At 63.8% G+C, this 16421-nt stretch carries 20 protein-coding genes and 1 pseudogene; 10 read left to right on the top strand and 11 right to left on the bottom strand.

Features of this window, described 5'->3' with window-relative positions:
* Positions 1-64: 64 nt before the first annotated feature.
* Positions 65-313: a hypothetical protein gene (locus tag IVB42_RS29645; protein WP_018456205.1), complete on the bottom strand. Its 249-nt coding sequence runs from the start codon at positions 311-313 to the stop codon at positions 65-67.
* Positions 314-488: 175 nt separating this feature from the next.
* On the opposite strand from IVB42_RS29645, the gene IVB42_RS29640 reads away from it, so the two are divergent.
* Positions 489-656 (top strand): hypothetical protein, encoded by a 168-nt coding sequence (locus IVB42_RS29640; protein ID WP_162847273.1) that lies wholly within the window; start codon positions 489-491, stop codon positions 654-656.
* Here IVB42_RS29640 and IVB42_RS29635 read toward each other — a convergent pair.
* The 6 genes and pseudogenes from IVB42_RS29635 to IVB42_RS29610 all read right to left on the bottom strand — a co-directional run bounded on the left by IVB42_RS29635 (position 653) and on the right by IVB42_RS29610 (position 5152).
* Positions 653-1141, bottom strand: a complete 489-nt coding sequence (locus IVB42_RS29635; RefSeq protein WP_247369254.1) for a DUF3147 family protein — start codon at positions 1139-1141, stop codon at positions 653-655. The two genes, IVB42_RS29640 and IVB42_RS29635, sit on opposite strands and share 4 nt — an antisense overlap.
* Positions 1141-1488 (bottom strand): DUF3147 family protein, encoded by a 348-nt coding sequence (locus IVB42_RS29630; protein ID WP_018456208.1) that lies wholly within the window; start codon positions 1486-1488, stop codon positions 1141-1143. The genes IVB42_RS29635 and IVB42_RS29630 overlap by 1 nt, the downstream gene beginning before the upstream one ends.
* Complete coding sequence (locus tag IVB42_RS29625; RefSeq protein WP_247298602.1) at positions 1485-2069, bottom strand: phosphatase PAP2 family protein; 585 nt, start codon at positions 2067-2069, stop codon at positions 1485-1487. Before IVB42_RS29625 ends, IVB42_RS29630 begins: the two co-directional genes overlap by 4 nt.
* Positions 2070-2203: 134 nt before the next feature.
* A pseudogene (locus IVB42_RS29620) lies at positions 2204-2302 on the bottom strand (NAD(P)-dependent oxidoreductase); the annotation flags it as partial.
* A gap of 188 nt (positions 2303-2490) precedes the next feature.
* Positions 2491-3042, bottom strand: coding sequence for a DUF4142 domain-containing protein (locus tag IVB42_RS29615; RefSeq protein WP_085352563.1), 552 nt, complete (start codon positions 3040-3042; stop codon positions 2491-2493).
* A 322-nt stretch (positions 3043-3364) separates the two neighbouring features.
* Positions 3365-5152 (bottom strand): thiamine pyrophosphate-requiring protein, encoded by a 1788-nt coding sequence (locus IVB42_RS29610; RefSeq protein ID WP_204513879.1) that lies wholly within the window; start codon positions 5150-5152, stop codon positions 3365-3367.
* 157 nt (positions 5153-5309) lie between these two features.
* Between IVB42_RS29610 and IVB42_RS29605 the strand changes: the two genes are divergently transcribed.
* The 8 genes from IVB42_RS29605 (at position 5310) to IVB42_RS29570 (ending at position 13087) form a co-directional block, all read left to right on the top strand.
* Entirely contained in the window at positions 5310-5684 is a 375-nt protein-coding gene (locus tag IVB42_RS29605) for a PRC-barrel domain-containing protein (protein ID WP_007594753.1), read from the top strand.
* Positions 5685-5708: 24 nt separating this feature from the next.
* On the top strand, positions 5709-5867 hold the full coding sequence (locus tag IVB42_RS29600; RefSeq protein WP_007594751.1) for a hypothetical protein: 159 nt from the start codon (positions 5709-5711) through the stop codon (positions 5865-5867).
* A gap of 200 nt (positions 5868-6067) precedes the next feature.
* Positions 6068-7222, top strand: a complete 1155-nt coding sequence (locus tag IVB42_RS29595) for an HlyD family secretion protein (RefSeq protein ID WP_085352694.1) — start codon at positions 6068-6070, stop codon at positions 7220-7222.
* Positions 7219-8838, top strand: a complete 1620-nt coding sequence (locus tag IVB42_RS29590) for a DHA2 family efflux MFS transporter permease subunit (protein ID WP_247396512.1) — start codon at positions 7219-7221, stop codon at positions 8836-8838. The genes IVB42_RS29595 and IVB42_RS29590 overlap by 4 nt, the downstream gene beginning before the upstream one ends.
* A 92-nt stretch (positions 8839-8930) precedes the next feature.
* Positions 8931-9932, top strand: a complete 1002-nt coding sequence (locus IVB42_RS29585) for a nitronate monooxygenase family protein (protein ID WP_247391544.1) — start codon at positions 8931-8933, stop codon at positions 9930-9932.
* A gap of 107 nt (positions 9933-10039) precedes the next feature.
* On the top strand, positions 10040-10459 hold the full coding sequence (locus IVB42_RS29580; protein WP_026233109.1) for a hypothetical protein: 420 nt from the start codon (positions 10040-10042) through the stop codon (positions 10457-10459).
* A gap of 98 nt (positions 10460-10557) precedes the next feature.
* On the top strand, positions 10558-12123 hold the full coding sequence (locus tag IVB42_RS29575) for an alkaline phosphatase D family protein (RefSeq protein WP_247396509.1): 1566 nt from the start codon (positions 10558-10560) through the stop codon (positions 12121-12123).
* 145 nt (positions 12124-12268) lie between these two features.
* On the top strand, positions 12269-13087 hold the full coding sequence (locus IVB42_RS29570) for an aldo/keto reductase (RefSeq protein WP_247298616.1): 819 nt from the start codon (positions 12269-12271) through the stop codon (positions 13085-13087).
* 235 nt (positions 13088-13322) lie between these two features.
* On the opposite strand, the gene IVB42_RS29565 is transcribed toward IVB42_RS29570, so the two are convergent.
* Positions 13323-13550 (bottom strand): hypothetical protein, encoded by a 228-nt coding sequence (locus IVB42_RS29565; protein ID WP_026233110.1) that lies wholly within the window; start codon positions 13548-13550, stop codon positions 13323-13325.
* A gap of 96 nt (positions 13551-13646) precedes the next feature.
* The gene (locus IVB42_RS29560) at positions 13647-14087 is read right to left on the bottom strand and encodes a hypothetical protein (RefSeq protein ID WP_240543189.1); all 441 of its coding nucleotides are present in this window, start codon (positions 14085-14087) and stop codon (positions 13647-13649) included.
* 169 nt (positions 14088-14256) lie between these two features.
* Between IVB42_RS29560 and IVB42_RS29555 the strand changes: the two genes are divergently transcribed.
* Positions 14257-14529, top strand: coding sequence for a helix-turn-helix domain-containing protein (locus tag IVB42_RS29555; protein WP_018456224.1), 273 nt, complete (start codon positions 14257-14259; stop codon positions 14527-14529).
* 4 nt (positions 14530-14533) lie between these two features.
* Here the strand turns inward: IVB42_RS29555 and IVB42_RS29550 are convergent, their stop codons facing one another.
* Together IVB42_RS29550 and IVB42_RS29545 are read right to left on the bottom strand one after the other, a co-directional pair.
* Complete coding sequence (locus IVB42_RS29550; RefSeq protein ID WP_018456225.1) at positions 14534-15766, bottom strand: PLP-dependent aminotransferase family protein; 1233 nt, start codon at positions 15764-15766, stop codon at positions 14534-14536.
* Positions 15767-15857: 91 nt separating this feature from the next.
* A complete protein-coding gene (locus IVB42_RS29545) occupies positions 15858-16385 on the bottom strand; it encodes a DUF3124 domain-containing protein (RefSeq protein ID WP_247471617.1) in 528 nt (175 codons plus the stop codon).
* Positions 16386-16421: the final 36 nt, after the last annotated feature.

Below are 16421 nucleotides of genomic sequence, written 5' to 3'. Positions count from 1 at the left end.
AGTAATCTCCAAGGACGGCCCTGGCACCCCGTGCCGGGGCCGTTTGCTTGAGCATCAGGCTGGACTAATCCTCGGAGCCGCGCTCGGGATGCGGTTGCGTATGGCCGTCCGGGCCGCGCCCGAAAACTCCGAACCTGCTCGATTTGACATTCGCCCCTGCATCGACTGCGGCGGTGGCCAGTCCGAGCTTCAGGAGCTCGCGCACGGCCGCGGCTCGCGTCGGCATGCGATGTTTGAACCGGAAGTCGTCCACCGCGGCCAGTTCTTCCGGTGACAGCATGACCTGGAGCCGCTCGGCGCGAAGGTCGTTCATGATCAATCACCCAAAATGAGCAAGTTGAGTAGTTTACTCAACGAACTCATTCGGCCGCGGTTCCACAAGATGCGGCTATGACGCCAAGTTAGCCAGAAATATAATGAAATCAATAACTTATGTGATGCAAAGATCCTTTGACAGGTGTATACTCCCGGCAAATGGGAGAGACGTCATGACGAACGAAGTCAGATTGCCCCGCACACATGTCGAAGAGAGCGAAGCACCCAGGCCGGTGCGCCCCAGCCACCAGAAGGTCATCGAGCAGGTCGAGCGCTGGGCCAACAGCCCGGGCCTTCAACCGCCGAGATTGCAGCCGTCAATGCATGCCAAAGCGGGCTAACGCTTCGTAAGGGGAGAACCCTTTGCTGATGGCGAATGGGCTGACCGGGGCGGTTTGCGGGAGACGATGCGCAGCTTGCGCCTGAGCCCCCAGGCCAATACCGAAACCACGGCCCAAGCTATCAACGCGGCGGCGAAAGCGCCCGGAACGCTTGCGGCCACGGTAACATGAAAGACGGCGGCGAATGCCAGGAGACCGATGCTTCCCCAGGCGGCACCAGCCGCGTCGAGCCCGGCGGCCTCTTGTCCGCGGCGCGTGCCGCTGAGGCCGGCCTTCTCCTTGGTGCGGCGTTCATGGCTTTCGACCAGCGTTGCGCTCGCGCAGAAGATGGCGGGAAGCGCAAGGAAAAGTCCGCCGACGGAAACACCGAAGCGCGCTCCCAGAACCCCCGTGAGCACGGTCGCCAGGCCACCGAGCAGGAAACGAATGCCGTATTCGTACCAGCGCGTCTGCTTCAGCGCGGAGAGCGACAGCTTGACCGGCATCAGGCCGCACCTCCAAAGCCGGCGAGCAGGCCGAAGGCGACCGCAAGCCACACGATACCAGCAAGGACGGTCGCCGGCAGCGCGGACACACAGTATCTGATCAGCAGATGGCAGACGACGACGCTGTAGCAGCCGAGCGCGACCGCGCCATAGATCATCGTCCAGCTTTCTGCCGCGGCATATTGCGGGCCGTGCTGGACGACGGCGATGCCGAGCGTCGCCAGTGCAACTGACGGTGCTGCGCCGAGCAACCCCGCAAAGCTTTTGGGTTTGAGCATATCCCCCAAGATCGCAAAAGCGGAGACGATGATGCCACCGGCGATGAAGCGCACGACATATTCGGTCATGGCCGTTTCCGCCAAGTGAGCTGCTTGCGCAACGATTGCGTCAGTGTCCATGGCCGCAAGAGTCTCTCTACGGCCGCGCCCAGCGCAAAGCCTGCGACGACGTCGCTTGCCCAATGCGCGAGTACCGCAATCCGTGTCAGCGAAAGTGCGACCGCAATCGCACGCACCAACCGACGCGGCGTTTTCGGCAGCAGGCCCGCCGCCGAGGCAAGTGCGCCCATATGGACCGCGTGACCGGACGGGAAGGCGTCGCGCGCCTGTCCTGAGATGGGTACTCCATGTCGGTGTCCGCGTATGGTCAGCCGGTCTGGCCTGGTCTGATCGAATATGGATTTCAGGACATGCGGGAGGACGGCAGTCGCCAGCGACACGGCCACAACGTGATTTGCAACGGGGCGCTGTTGGGGCTGCCAAATATGAGTGTAGAGCCACCCTGCCGCGGCCAGCGCGAGCAGCACGTGCTCGTCGGCAGCCCAGGTCAATGTCTGCGCCGTGTGCTCGATGCCTGAATTGGTGTGATCAGCGATCGTATCCGCGATCGCGGTGTCGATCCGGCTAGGTTTAACCTCTACTAATGCCATCGGTCTGCAAGCGTGATGTCCTTCATGACAGTTTTGTAAAGCCCGGAGACAAAGAAGGTTCCTGGGCTCTGCCTCGTGGCATAAGTCTGCCGCGCCGACTACGGCTGTCCCGATCCACCAGCGGACCCATACACCTAGCCGGTCGCATTGCTCGCGTCGGCCGCGGCACGCTGCACATAAATCGAGGCCAGTTCGGCGGGCTGGCCGGAACGGCCGAGCGGCGTCATGCCTCCGCTGTCGAAGAGGCCAGCGAAGCAGCAGCGAGCGTTGCGCTCGCCGCTTGGACGACGTGCCGGCGGGATACTGAAGTCTTGTCGTGATGTGTCATGACGATCTCCGCGATCTTCGATCTCACTGCGCGGAGACAGGCATCGTTGCAAAACGAGAGGACGCCGGTAGGGCCGGCGTCCTCGTAAGATGTTTACTTGGTCTGACCGACGCTCGGCGCCTTGCCGAGCTCCTTGGCCATGTCGAGATGGTGCTTGAGCGCCGGCAGCGTCTTGCCGGCCCAATCCTTCAGGTCGGAATTGTCGCCGCCCTTGGCGTAACGCTCGAACAGCGAGACCGCGTCCTCATGGGCGCTGACCTGGTACGAATTGTAATCCGAACTGAAGTCCTTGCCATTCGCGCTCTTGAGCTTGTCGAGTTTGCTCTGATGCGAGCTGTCGAGTGCTGTCGGCAGCGTCGCCTGCACCTTGCCGCCGCTGACAAGGCCCTTAAGTTCGCTGCTGGTCTTGGTGTGGTCGGTCACCATCTGTTGCGCAAAGGTCTTCTCCTGCGCGTTGCCTTTCTGCTCGGCGAGCTTGCTCGACTCGATCTCGAACATATCGCTGATGGCGACTTCCTTGACGAAGTCGGCGGTGGCGGGCGCGACGCCGAGCGCCGAGTTGACGCCGGTTTTCTCGCCGAGCGACTGGGCGAGTGCGGGGCCTGCGAGCAGCACGCAAGCAGCTGCGATAATCATTCGTTTCATGGTCCGATCCCTCCGAATGGGCGCGCAGCCTCTCGCCGCGCGACGTTGCGCCCACCAACACACTGCAGCGGCCGGAGTTCCTAACGGCTAATCCGTCGGTCTCCGCCCGCTCCGCGGGTTGATTGGATCGGTAGGCTTGCGCCGAAGCCGTTCGGGCAGAAATGGCTCGCTCGGCGTGGCAGTGGCCTCGGCACGCACGTCTGCATGGCGTTGTGCCCGTTCATGCGGCGTCCGGTTGTCGTTATCTGCCGCTTCACGTCGAGGCCATCCACGGGATCGTTGACGCCGTGCTGGATATCGCGGAAATCGCTCATGCTTCACCTCATTCGTTTCCAGGTAGGATCTTTTCCAGCACCTGCCGCGCCGCCCCCTTGATCACTCCGCTCTCGTTGGGATCGCCCTTCAGCAGCGCAAGCGAGAAGTTCTTGGCCTGCTGCAAGGTGATGTGCGGCGGCAGCGGCGGCACTTCGGGATCGGTCTTCACCTCCAGCACCACCGGCATCTCGCTCGCCAGCGCCTGCTCCCAGGCCGAGCCCAGCAGCCGCGGGCTGTCGACATAGATGCCGGAGAGGCCGATCAGTTCGGCAAAGCGCGAATAGGACACGTTTGGTATGCGCTGCGATGCCTCGAATTTCGGATCGCCGTTGATGACGCGCTGCTCCCAGGTCACCTGGTTGAGGTCTTCGTTGTTGAAGACGCAGACGATGAAGCGCGGATCCTTCCAATCGCGCCAATACTTGGCGGCGGTGATCAGCTCCGCCATGTTGTTCATCTGCATCGCGCCGTCGCCGACGAGGGCGATCACCGGGCGGTCGGAATGGGCGTATTTCGCGGCGAGCGCATAGGGCACCGCGGCACCCATCGAGGCGAGCCCGCCTGAGAGCGAGGCCATCATGCCGCGGCGCATCTTCAGGTCGCGCGCGAACCAGTTGGCGCAGGAGCCGGAATCGCTGGTGACGATGGCGCGGTCGGGCAGGCGCGGAGACAGCTCCCAGGCGACGAGCTGCGGATTGACCGGTGCTGCGGGCTGATGTGCCCGATCATCGAGCGTCTTCCACCATTTCGCGACGTCGTCCTGGATACCCTGGCGCCAGGCGCCATCGCTCTTGGGTTTCAGTCGCGGCAGCAGGGCGCGCAGCGTCTCGGCGGCATCGCCGACGAGGCCGACCTCCATGGGAAAGCGGATCGACATCATGCTGGCGTCGATGTCGATCTGCACGCCGCGCGCCGCGCCTTCCTTCGGCAGGAATTCGGCATAGGGAAAGGCGGAGCCGACCATCAGCAGCGTGTCGCATTCCATCATCATGTTGTAGCTGGGCTCGGTGCCGAGCAGGCCGATCGAGCCGGTGACCCAGGGGAGATCGTCGGGGAGCGCCGCCTTGCCGAGCAGCGCCTTGGCGCAGCCGGCGGACAAGCGGTCGGCGACCGCGATCACCTCCTCGGTGGCGTGGAGCGCGCCGGCGCCGATGAGCATCGCGACCTTCTTGCCGGCATTGAGCACCTCGGCGGCACGGTCGAGGTCAGCGTCACGAGGCTTGATGCTTGGCGCGCTATAGCCAATGCCGGAGTGCAGAGTGCCGTGAGCGCGCGGCGGGTCCTCGTAGGGCTCCTCCTGGATATCGTTGGGCAGGATGATCACCGTTGGCGTCCGCCGGGCCAGCGCGATCCGGATCGATCGATCGATCAGATGCCGGATCTGCGCCGGCGAGGAGGCCTGCATGACGTAGGCGCCAGCCACATCCTTGAACATCGAGACGAGATCGAGTTCCTGCTGATATTGCCCGCCCAGCGCATTGCGTGCCTGCTGGCCGACGATCGCGAGCACGGGCTGGTGATCCAGCAGGGCATCGTAGAGCCCGGTGATCAGATGCGAGGCGCCGGGGCCCGAAGTTGCGATACAGACCCCGAGTTGGCCAGAGAACTTCGCATAGGCGCTCGCCATGAAAGCGGCCATCTCCTCATGCCGGGTCTGAACAAAGCCGATCTTGCCCTCAGCACGCTGAAGGGCTCCGAACACGCCGTTGATGCCATCGCCAGGATAGCCAAAGAGGTGGCGCACGCCCCATTGATGCAGACGTTGAACGATGAAGTCGGAGACGGTCTGGGACATCAAGGGCGGCCCTTCGTTTTCCGGTATTTGGTTTCCGGGATTTGAAGTTGAGAGAACCACCCGTTTCCGGCGATGTTCCTCAAGTCTGACGGAACATGCCGGAACGATCGCGCACCTCTTCGGGTTGTCTCCACAACTGGCTGAGTGGAGAATTGAGATGTTGAATCAGGGTGAACTGGACCAAAACGAGATGGGTCGGTTGATCGGCAGCGACAAGGTCGAGGGAACATCGGTCTACGGTGCCGATCGCAACAAAATCGGCTCGATCGAACGCGTGATGATCGACAAGATCAGCGGCAAGGTGTCCTACGCCGTGCTCGGCTTCGGCGGATTTCTGGGCCTCGGCAACGACCACTATCCGCTGCCGTGGCAGTCGCTGAAATACGACACGGAGCTCGGCGGTTACGTCACCGGCATCACCACCAAGGAACTGGAAGGCGCGCCCAAATACGGCGAACGGAGTGATTGGAACTGGGGTGATGACGCCGCGGTTCGCGGGATCAACTCCTATTACGGTGTCCCCTTCGCGTAAGCGTTTCCACCGAAAGGAAGCTCGATGAGCAAGGAACGGCCTAACGACGATCCCCGGCAGCAGAGCGACTGGGGTTCGCACAAGCAGACGGACAAGCCCTGGAAGGGCACTCCGGAAAAGGAGCAGGGATCGGACGAGGTGAAACCCGATCTCGAGAAATGGCACGCGACGAAGACGCACTGAGACCGGGTGCGCTTCCCATGAGATATCGAGGCGAGCGCGGCATGCACTGTGCCGCGCTCGCTTTTTGGGCAGGGCGTTCACGAACGCGATGGTGCTCGCAACAAGCGGAACCATGATCAGGAGTTGCAGTTGGGCTCGCGGCGCGTGTGCCGGCCTTGGCGGCTCTGCCGCCAGTTTGATCCCCGAGAAAGGTGTTCACCGTGGATGCTCAAACACGGGAGCGTGGACCGTCCGCGGAGCAGCCGCAGAGGGCGAAGGAAGCTCCGAAGATATCTCCTGATCAGGCCCGTGACGCCACGGACTCGAAGCCGGCCAAGGCGCCGTCGCTGCGAGAGCGGATTCGCGAGCATTGGTTGCTGGCAAGCGTTGGCACCATCGTCTTGCTCGCGGCCCTTATCGGCGGAGTGCTCTATTGGCTCCAGGTGCGCCACTATGAATCCACCGACGATGCCTTCGTCGCCGCGCGCAGCTTTTCCGTGGCCTCCAAGGTTGGCGGCTACGTGACCGACATACCCGTGACGGACAACCAGCATGTCAAAGCCGGGGACCTTCTCGCCAAGATCGACGAGCGCGACTATCGCATCGCCATCGATCAGGCCAATGCGCAGGTCGCGGTCGCCAGGGCGAACATCGCCAATGTCGAGGCGCAGATCGTCTCCCAGCAGGAGCAGATCAAGCAGGCGGAGGCGCAGCTCGAACAGGCCCAGGCCCAGCTCCAGTTCTCGCAGGAAGAGTTCGCGCGCGCCCAGGATCTGGTCGAGAAGGGGGCCGGCACCGTGCAGCGCCAGCAGCAGACCCGCTCCGACCTTCAGGCGCAGCAGGCCAACACTGAACGCGCGAAGACCGCGGTGACGGCCGCGCAAGTTGGCATCAAGTCGCTGCACGCGCAGCTTGAGGGCGCCCGGGCGCAGCTCGAGCAGTCGCAGGCGCAGCTCGATCAGGCCAAGCTGAACCTGCAATATACCAGCGTGGTTGCGGCGCAGTCCGGCCGCGTCGTCAAGCTCAGCGGCGCCAAGGGCACTTTCGTTACAGCCGGACAGAGCCTGATGATGTTCGTGCCTGACGAGGTCTGGATCGTCGCCAACTACAAGGAGACGCAGCTCAACGACATGCGGCCGGGTCAGCCGGTCGAGATCCGCATCGATGCCTATCCCGGGCGCAAGCTGACCGGCCATGTCGAGTCCGTGCAGCCGGGCTCCGGCACCGCGTTCAGCCTGTTGCCGGCGGAGAACGCCACCGGAAATTACGTCAAGGTGGTGCAGCGCGTGCCGGTGAAGATCGTGGTGGACAGCTGGCCGGCCGATCTGCCCGTTGGTCCCGGCATGTCGGTCGTGCCCTGGACCAGGGTGCGATGACCGACACGGCGCAGGGCAGTGCATCCGCGGGCGGCTGGTCGCCGGAGCGCTCGGCGGCGGGCGGTCATAATCCCTATCTCATCGCGTTCGTCGTCTCGATCGCGACCTTCATGGAGGTGCTCGACACCACCATTGCCAACGTTGCCTTGCGCCACATCGCCGGTGGGCTTGCCGTCGGCATCGACGAGAGCACCTACGTCATCACCAGCTATCTCGTCGCCAACGCCATCGTGCTGTCGATCTCGGGCTGGCTGTCGACCGTGATCGGCCGCAAGCGCTTCTACATGATGTGCGTTGCGATCTTCACGGTCTCCTCGCTTTTGTGCGGCTTCGCCTGGAATCTGCAGGCGCTGGTGCTGTTCCGAATCCTTCAGGGCCTTGGTGGCGGCGGCATGGCGACCAGCGAGCAGGCGATCCTCGCCGACTCCTTCCCGCCGCACAAGCGCGGCCAGGCGTTCGCGATCTATGGCGTCGCGGTCGTGGTCGCGCCCGTGGTCGGTCCGACGCTCGGCGGCTGGATCACCGACACCTACACCTGGCACTGGGTGTTCCTGATCAACGTCCCCATGGGATTGCTGTCGCTGTTCCTGGTCGGCACGCTGGTCAAGGAGCCCTCGGGCGCGGAGGAGGAGAGGGAGAAGCTGCTGAGCAAGGGCCTGCGCGTCGACTATGTCGGCTTCCTGCTGGTCGCGATCGGGCTCGGCTCGCTCGAATACGTGCTGGACGAGGGCCAGCGCAACGACTGGTTCGGCTCGAACATGATCGTGTTCTTCGCGGTACTTTCGGCCATGTCACTGCTTGCGCTGATCCCGTGGGAGCTGACGCGGGAGGATCCCATCGTCGATCTCCGCCTGCTGGGCCGTCGCCAGTTCGCCGCCTGCTTCCTGGTCATGCTTGCGACCGGCGCGGTGCTGATCTCGACGACACAGCTTTTGCCGCAACTGCTCCAGAGCGATTTGAACTACACCGCCATGCTGGCCGGTCTCGCTTTGTCGCCCGGCGGCGTCGCGACCCTGGTGCTGATGCCAGTGGTCGGCCGCCTCGTCAGCAGCGTGCAGCCGAAATATCTCATCATGTTCGGTGCCGCCATCGTCGCCTTCTCGATGTGGCATCTCACGGGCCTTACCGGCGATATCACCTACGGCTATGCCGCGATGTCGCGGATCTTCCTCGCGCTCGGTCTTCCTTTCCTGTTCCTGCCGGTCACGACCGCGTCCTATGACGGTGTGCCGCCCGACAAGACCAACCAGGCGTCGGCGCTGATCAACGTCGCCCGCAATATCGGCGGCTCCATGGGCGTCGCGCTGGCGCAAACAATTCTGGCGCAGCGCCAGCAATTCCACCAGAGCCGCCTGATCGAGCACGCCGCGCCATCGGACCTCGGCTATCAGCAGACCATCGAGACGATGACCCGCTTCTTCCAGGCTCAGGGCTCGAACGCGGGTGATGCAGCCTCGCAGGCGGTCGCCTGGGTTGGGCGCACCTTGCAGCAGCAGGTCGATTTTCTCGCTTATATCGACGTGTTCTGGACGCTCGCGATCATCGCGGTGCTGATGATCCCGACCGCCGCGGTGCTGCGCCCGATCAAGCTGGGCGCTCCCGCGCGGGGGCATTGAGCAATGGCCGTTCGGAGAGAAAGGGTGACCGCGGCGCAAAAGTCTGGCTAGACTGGTCCGAACGTCAAGCAAGAGCCCGGGAGGTAGTTTAAGTGAAGACCGCGATCACCGAACTGTTCGGCATTGAGCACCCCATCATCCAGGGCGGCATGCATTTCGTCGGCTTTGCCGAGCTGGCGGCTGCCGTCTCCAATGCCGGCGGACTCGGCATCATCACCGGTCTCACGCAGAAGACGCCGGAGCTGCTGGCAAAAGAGATCGCACGCTGCCGCGATATGACCGACAAGCCGTTCGGCGTGAACCTCACTTTCCTGCCGACCTTCGCCGCGCCGCCTTATCCGGAATACATCGCCGCCATCGTCGAAGGCGGCATCAAGTCCGTGGAGACCGCCGGCCGCAGCCCGGAAGCCTACATGCCGGCGCTGAAGGCTGCCGGGATCAAGGTCATCCACAAATGCACCTCGGTGCGCCACTCCCTGAAGGCCGAGCGCATCGGATGCGACGCCGTCAGCGTCGACGGCTTTGAGTGCGGCGGCCATCCCGGCGAGGACGACATTCCCAACATGATTCTGCTGCCGCGCGCGGCGGAGGAATTGAAGATTCCGTTCGTCGCGTCCGGTGGCATGGCGGACGGCCGCAGCCTCGTCGCGGCGCTGTCGCTGGGGGCGGCCGGCATGAACATGGGCACGCGCTTCATCGCGACCAAGGAAGCCCCGGTGCATCAGAACGTCAAGAACGCGCTGGTCGCGGCGACCGAACGCGACACCCGCCTCATCATGCGGAGCCTGCGCAACACCGAGCGCGTGCTGAAGAACGCCAATGTCGACCGCCTGCTCGAGATTGAACGCGAGAAGGGCGACAAGCTGAAGATCGACGACATCCACGACCAGGTCGCGGGCGTCTATCCCAGGATCATGCTGGACGGGCAGATGGACGCCGGCGCCTGGAGCTGCGGAATGGTCGCAGGCCTCATCCACGACATCCCCACCTGCAAGGAACTCGTCGACAGGATCATGGCTGAGGCGGAAACCATCATCCGTACCCGTCTAATGGGGTTTCTTGAAGGGACGGGTGCACCGCGAAAGGTCGCCTGACACCGCCAAACTTCTTAACCACGGCGGCAGCTGACCGCTGGAATTGCGCGCGACGCCTCCTAAATAGAGGTAAATTACCTCTTAACAATCAATTTCAGGAGGCGTCCGTGATTCTGAAGAGCGCTCCTTTTGCAATGGCCGTTGCCCTCGTGCTCGCATGGGGCGGCGTCGCGCGCGCTGACGACTACAAGCCCGACGACTATCTCGGCCTCGATCTTTCGAAGGCGGTGTTGTCGCCCAAGCGGCTCGGGCCCGAAACCCGGTTCGCGCCTGTCGCGCTGGAGGCGCGCGGTGGCAACGAGGCGCAGGCGCGCGCCGAGCCGGTCGACGTGCCGAAGAAGGTCGCCGCCGAACGCGTGCGCGTGTCGGAGCCGAAGGTCGCGCACGTCAAGCCCGCGCAGCCACGCGGCGCGGCACGCACCAAGCTCGCGCATCGCCACGGCAATCCGCTCGACGCGCAGGCGATGGACACCCGGATCCAGACCTGGCCGTGCCGCAGCGGCGGCATCTGCAACTGGAAGCACTAGGTCAGCTCCGAGCCGTCATCCGCACGTCGCAAAAAACCGTAATCCGGGGGTCAAACGACGCAGGCACCTTCCGTCGCTAGTCGACGAAGGTTTCCTGAATGGTAGCGCTCCGCGCCTCGCGCGCCTGGACTCGGCGGCAATTCCTGGTCCGTTCCACCTCGAGCCTCGCCGTTGCCGCGCTCGCAACGCCGCATCTCAGCCGCGCCGCGGATCGTCCGCAGATCGCAGGCGGCATCCAGTCCGGCGACGTCTCGGATGGCTCCGCCGTGATCTGGGCGCGCGCCGACAGGCAGGCGCGGATGCGGGTGGATTATTCATCCGTGGAAAGCTTCAAGACCGTGATCGCGTCGGCTTCGGGCGATGCGTCGCCCGATGACGACTTCACCTCGAAACTGCTGCTGGACGATCTGCCGCCCGGGCAGGACATCTTCTATCGTGTGCGCTTCGACGATATCGCGACCGGCATCGCCGGTGAAAGTCGCATCGGCCATTTCCGCACTGCGCCGGCTGCCGGCCAGTCGATCTCGTTCCTGTGGTCCGGCGATACCGCGGGGCAGGGTTGGGGCATCGACACATCGCGCGGCGGCTACCGCAGCTATCGCACCATGCTCGACAATCGCCCGGACTTCTTCATCCACTCGGGCGATCACATCTACGCCGACTGCACGATCCCCTCCGAGCAGAAGCTGCCGAACGGCGAGATCTGGCGCAATGTCGTGACCGAGGAGAAATCAGAGGTCGCGCACACGCTGGCGCAGTTCCGCGGCAATTACAAATACAACCATCTCGACGAGCACTTCCGCGCCTTCCACGCCGAGGTGCCGATGTTTGCACAATGGGACGACCACGAGGTCACCAACGATTGGTCGCCGACCGGCAGCTATGACGCCGCCGGCCACGAGGATGACGGCACCCCGCGCCTGGTCGCGCGCGCCCGTCGCGCGTTCTTCGACTTCATGCCGATCCGCGACATCGGCGCGCGAAAGGGGCGGGTCTATCGCAAGATCGCCTATGGTCCGCTGCTCGACGTCTTCATGATCGACATGCGCAGCTATCGCGACGAGAGCTGGAACAAGGGCGACGATCATCGCGGCTCGATCCTGGGTGCCGAGCAGCTCGCCTGGCTGAAGCGTGAAGTCGCGGCCTCGCGCGCGACCTGGAAGGTGATCGCGGCCGATCTGCCGATCGGCCTGGTCAGTCTCGATGCGGTCGCGCTGGGTGATGGGCCGCCCGACCGGCGCGAGCACGAGATCGCCGATCTTCTCGCGTCCATCAAGCGCGCCGGAATCCGCAACATCGTCTGGCTCACCGCCGACATGCACTACACCGCCGCGCATTATTACGATCCGAACAGGGCGCAATTCCAGGAGTTCGAACCGTTCTGGGAGTTCGTCTCGGGGCCCTTGCACGCCGGAACATGGGGCCCGGGCGAGCTCGACAATACCTTTGGTCCGGTCGCGATGTACCAGAACGGGTGCAGTGAGGCGCAGGGCGAAAACCTCGCGCCCTGTTTCGGACTGCAGTTCTTCGGCAAGGTCGACATCGATGGCCGAACCGGCGTGATGACCGTGACGCTGAAGGACGTCGACAACCGGGATCTCTGGTCGGTCGATATCGAGCCGCAGCCGCAGACGCGTCCAGCCGTGGTGGCGCAGCATTCCTAGGTCGCTAACCCGATCTTGATTGGCCGCCGTGCGTCTGCCGCACTATGCTGTCCGCTCCCGCCACCTCTTTTCCATCCCCGAAGAGTCTGCTCACGCAGCATCGCTGCTGGCCTCCGGCGGGCCGAACGATGTCAGGAACTTGTTCATGGATAATCTCAAGACACAGGGCATCAGCATGCCCAAGCTCGGCCTCGGGACCTTCCGCATGCAGGGCGATACCTGCCGCGCGGCGGTCGAGAGCGCACTGTCGATCGGCTATCGCCATATCGATACCGCCGAGATGTACGGCAACGAAGAACCGATCGGCGCGGCGCTCGCCGCGGCCCGGCTGCCGCGGGGCGAGCTGCACGTCACGACGAAAGTCTGGCACGAGAACCTCAGCCCCGACGCCATCCGCCGCTCTTTCGACGCCAGCCTGACCAAGCTCAGGCTTGACCATGTCGACCTCTATCTCGTGCACTGGCCGTCCAAGGCGGCGAACTGGGGTGCTGTGTTCGAGACCTTGATGACGCTGAAGCAGGAGGGGCGGACGCGGGCGATCGGGGTCGCCAACTTCACCACGGCGCTGCTGAAGATCGCGGTCGAGGACATCAAGGCGCCGATCGCATGCAATCAGATCGAATACCACGCCCTGCTCGATCAATCGAAGGTGCTGGCCTATCTCAACGCCAAGTCGATCCCGCTGGTCGCCTATTGCCCGCTGGCGCAGGGACGCATCGCGTCAGATGAGGTGCTGGCCGAGATCGGCGCCAAGCATAATGCAACTGCGGCGCAGGTCGCGCTGAAATGGCTGCTGGACCAGGACGGTGTGGCCGCGATCCCGAAAGCCTCGCGCCGAGAGAGCCAGCAGGCCAATCTCGACGCGCTGAAGATCACGCTCGACGATGCCGACCGCAACAAGATCGCCGCGCTGCCGAAGGACAGGCGCTGCGTCAATCCCGGCTTCGCACCGGCATGGGACTGAGAGTCGACGCTGGGCCGCACCGCCGGACCCTCTCCCCTTGTGGGAGAGGGTGGCTCGCCGCGCAGCGGCGAGACGGGTGCGGGGTCTCTCTCCGCGCGCACATTTGTCAGTTTGAATTCGCCGAGGGATACCCCTCATCCGGCGCTTCGCGCCACCTTCTCCCACAAGGGGAGAAGGAAGAAGGCACGCAAAGAAAATGGCCCCGTGAAGGGCCATTTCCATATTGCGTTGCGCATTAGTCCCAATGATGACGGTGACCACGCTTGATCACGACGACGCGGTCGCGATGGCGCCAGCCGCGATGCCAGCCGTGATCGCGATGCATGCCGTATTCGGCGCGGGCGCCATACATGCCGTGATGATGACCACCGCGCTTGATCACTACCGTCTCCGCGCTGGCGAGCGTCGGCATTGCAACCGCGAGCGCGCCGACAGCGGCAAGCACATAACCAATCTTCTTCATGATGTCCTCCTCCAATGGAATGCAAATCTAAACGGCGCATTCGCGGGAACGTTCCGGAGGAATCGCAGGAGATTTCTGAACGCCTGTTCAGGTGGGTTAATCGCAGCGCTGTTGTGAAGGTGTTGGCGCGCCGGTCGCGACGTATTTGCCGTCCCTGATCGTGTACTCGCCGCGCTCACTGCGATTGTAGATTGCGCGCAAGCTGCCTTGCTTCGAGAGTAGCAGACCGAACTCGCGCGTCTGCTGCAGCAAGGGGAAGTACACCATCACATTGAGCAGGCCGTCGGCGTTGACCATCGCCGATACCACTTCGTTTTCGTCCTTGGCCTCGCCGAAATTGCGCCGGTACATCACCCTTCCGTCCTTCCGGATCTCGTAAGTCAAGAGCGCGCCCTTCTCGCGGTCGGGCCGGCCGGCGCAATCGACCGCCCATGAGCCGAGCAGGCCCCATTGCTCGACGGTCGCCGCAAGCGACTCGGCACCGGCCGCGGGCGTGAACGCAACCCACAGCACTGCTGCCGCGATAGAGCGGCACAAACAACGTCTCATGTCCTGAAAGGCCCCACCTGCAAAGAATTCCGAAGTGTAGCATGCCGCGCGCCATCGTCCACGCTGACCGCCATTCGCGCGCGAATTTGATCCGCGTCAATGAGGCAGCCCGTTTCCCCGGTAGGATGGCGCTCCCGAAGGGAAATTGGATAAACCGATGCTGAATCAAGTCAGGGATTTCGCAGGCGAGGTGCTGCCGGGGAGCTGCGCCGTGCCGCCTTATTCCGAGAGCGCGTTTCTGGCCGAGCTGGGCGACCGCTTGAAGTCCTCGCGCATGCGCTGCGTCCTGTCGCGGCGGGAGCTCGCCCGCCGCTCCGGGATATCCGAGCGCTACATCGCCCAGATCGAGGCCGGAAAGGGCAACGTCTCGATTGTGCTGCTGCTGCGGCTGGCCTCCGCGATCCACGGCAGCCAGCCCCAGATCGTCTGAAGGCTCAAGCTCGATTCTCCACATTGGCACTGCGGGCCGGCACGCCGAACTCCTTGCGGCAGACCTCGGCCAGCACGGCCACGCCCTCGCGGATCTGCTGATGCGAGGGGCTCGCAAAGCACAGCCGCAGTCGCGATCTGGAGTGGTTTTTGTCAGTCGACCATTCCGGCCCCGGATTGATCGATACGCCGGCGGCAAGCGCGGCCTGATACAGCTTCAGCGTATCCACCTGATCGGGCAGCTTCACCCACAGGAAGATCCCGCCCTTGGGCTCCTCGAACTCGGCGGCCGTCCCGAACTGCTCGTTGACGGCCTCCATCAGCGTATCAAGCTTGGTCCGTAGCGCCTTCGTCAGTGCCGGCACGTGGGTCGAAAAATGCGGCTTGCAATAGGCAGCGAGCACCATCTGCTCCAGCGCGCCTGAGCCGGCGTCCGTCTTCAGCGCCAGCATCCGCGACATCACATCCCAGGGCGCGACGATGAAGCCCACGCGCAGCGCCGGCGCGATCGACTTGGAGAACGAGCCGATATGGATCACGCCGCCGTTCGGGCTCATCGCATGGATCGCCGGCGGCCGCTGTCCCGACCAGACCAGATCGGCATAGCAATCGTCCTCGAAAACAGGCACGCCGTAGTCTGCCGACAGCCGCAACAGCTCGGTGCGGCGGCCCTCCGGCATGATGCTGCCGGTCGGGTTCTGCACGGTCGGAATGGTGTAGATGTATTTCGGACGGATGCCGCGGCCCTTGAGGTCGGCCAGCGTCGTGGCCAGCACGTCCATGCGCATGCCGTCGTTGTCGAGGGGAATGCCAATCACGTTGACTCCGAGCCGTGCCAGGCGGGTCAGCGAGCCCTGATAGCTATCCTGCTCGAAGATCACGGTGTCGCCGCGCGTCAGCAGCGTGGCGTTGACGAGGTCGAGCGCCTGCAGCGAGCCGGACACGATCAGGAGATCGTCGACCGTGCAGTTGATGCCGGCATCGCGCTTGAGTTTTGCCACCAGGAATTCGCGCAAGGGCAGATAGCCCTGGGGACCATGTGCCAGCCCGTAAGTGGCGAGCGAGCGGCCTTCGCGTTGCAGAGCCAGATTGGCCGCCTCGATCAGATCATCGAGCGGCACCTGCTCGGAGTCGTTGTTGCCGCCGACAAAACTGTATTTGGCGAGGCCCGTCCAGCGCGCAGAGGGGGCCGGCAGCCCTGCGGGAAACAGGGGCGCAAAATCGAAGCTGGACGTCATGGGAGCGTTCCTCGTTGTTTTCTTTTTGAGCCGGCCGGCGTTGCGTCGGCCATGCCTATTTCTTTTGCCCGCATCCGGCGGACAGACGGCCTTAGTTCTTGCCGGCCGTCCGGGTCGGACGGCCTTGGCTGATGAAAGCGTAATGCGCATTGGCGACGCCGCCAACCATCAAGGCCTCGACAGCAGGCTCGGCGATCTCGCTTGCTGCGGCCCAATCGACCAGGAAATTGGCTCCGGTCCCGCCGCGTACGTCGTCGGTCGGAATGAAGATCGAGACGGTGGCGAGGGGCTTCAACGCGACGGGCGCCTTCAGATAGCTCTCGACCTGCTTGCCTGCGGTGTCGAAATAGGCGATGCGTTTGACGACCAGCGGCTGGGTCTCGGAGGCGTTGTGCACGCTCAAGGTCACCGAGAAGTCGACGCGCAGCTTGCCCTGGCTCATCGCGACACTGGAATAGGCGGGCACGTAGAACCCGCCGGCGACGGCGAGTTCTTCTTTCGGCAGCGCGGTGAGGGAATCTGCAAAGTTTTGTTCGATATTGACCTTGGATTGAGCGGCTGCGGGCACGGAGCAGGCGAGGGGGCATAGCAGCAGTGCAGTGGCGAGCTCCATCCGCATGTGACGAATTGCTTGCTTGCCGCACCGCACTCGATC

Origin of the sequence: Bradyrhizobium sp. 45, assembly GCF_023073155.1 — a bacterium.
GTDB lineage: Bacteria > Pseudomonadota > Alphaproteobacteria > Rhizobiales > Xanthobacteraceae > Bradyrhizobium > Bradyrhizobium canariense_D.
This window is presented reverse-complemented; position numbering and strand designations above follow the sequence as displayed.

Coding starts and splice junctions, on each gene's coding strand:
- IVB42_RS29645 (WP_018456205.1), bottom strand. CDS start 313: ATGAACGACCTTCGCGCCGAGCGGCTCCAGGTCATGCTGTCACCGGAA.
- IVB42_RS29640 (WP_162847273.1), top strand. CDS start 489: ATGACGAACGAAGTCAGATTGCCCCGCACACATGTCGAAGAGAGCGAA.
- IVB42_RS29635 (WP_247369254.1), bottom strand. CDS start 1,141: ATGCCGGTCAAGCTGTCGCTCTCCGCGCTGAAGCAGACGCGCTGGTAC.
- IVB42_RS29630 (WP_018456208.1), bottom strand. CDS start 1,488: ATGACCGAATATGTCGTGCGCTTCATCGCCGGTGGCATCATCGTCTCC.
- IVB42_RS29625 (WP_247298602.1), bottom strand. CDS start 2,069: ATGGCATTAGTAGAGGTTAAACCTAGCCGGATCGACACCGCGATCGCG.
- IVB42_RS29615 (WP_085352563.1), bottom strand. CDS start 3,042: ATGAAACGAATGATTATCGCAGCTGCTTGCGTGCTGCTCGCAGGCCCC.
- IVB42_RS29610 (WP_204513879.1), bottom strand. CDS start 5,152: ATGTCCCAGACCGTCTCCGACTTCATCGTTCAACGTCTGCATCAATGG.
- IVB42_RS29605 (WP_007594753.1), top strand. CDS start 5,310: ATGTTGAATCAGGGTGAACTGGACCAAAACGAGATGGGTCGGTTGATC.
- IVB42_RS29600 (WP_007594751.1), top strand. CDS start 5,709: ATGAGCAAGGAACGGCCTAACGACGATCCCCGGCAGCAGAGCGACTGG.
- IVB42_RS29590 (WP_247396512.1), top strand. CDS start 7,219: ATGACCGACACGGCGCAGGGCAGTGCATCCGCGGGCGGCTGGTCGCCG.
- IVB42_RS29575 (WP_247396509.1), top strand. CDS start 10,558: ATGGTAGCGCTCCGCGCCTCGCGCGCCTGGACTCGGCGGCAATTCCTG.
- IVB42_RS29570 (WP_247298616.1), top strand. CDS start 12,269: ATGGATAATCTCAAGACACAGGGCATCAGCATGCCCAAGCTCGGCCTC.
- IVB42_RS29565 (WP_026233110.1), bottom strand. CDS start 13,550: ATGAAGAAGATTGGTTATGTGCTTGCCGCTGTCGGCGCGCTCGCGGTT.
- IVB42_RS29555 (WP_018456224.1), top strand. CDS start 14,257: ATGCTGAATCAAGTCAGGGATTTCGCAGGCGAGGTGCTGCCGGGGAGC.
- IVB42_RS29550 (WP_018456225.1), bottom strand. CDS start 15,766: ATGACGTCCAGCTTCGATTTTGCGCCCCTGTTTCCCGCAGGGCTGCCG.
- IVB42_RS29545 (WP_247471617.1), bottom strand. CDS start 16,385: ATGCGGATGGAGCTCGCCACTGCACTGCTGCTATGCCCCCTCGCCTGC.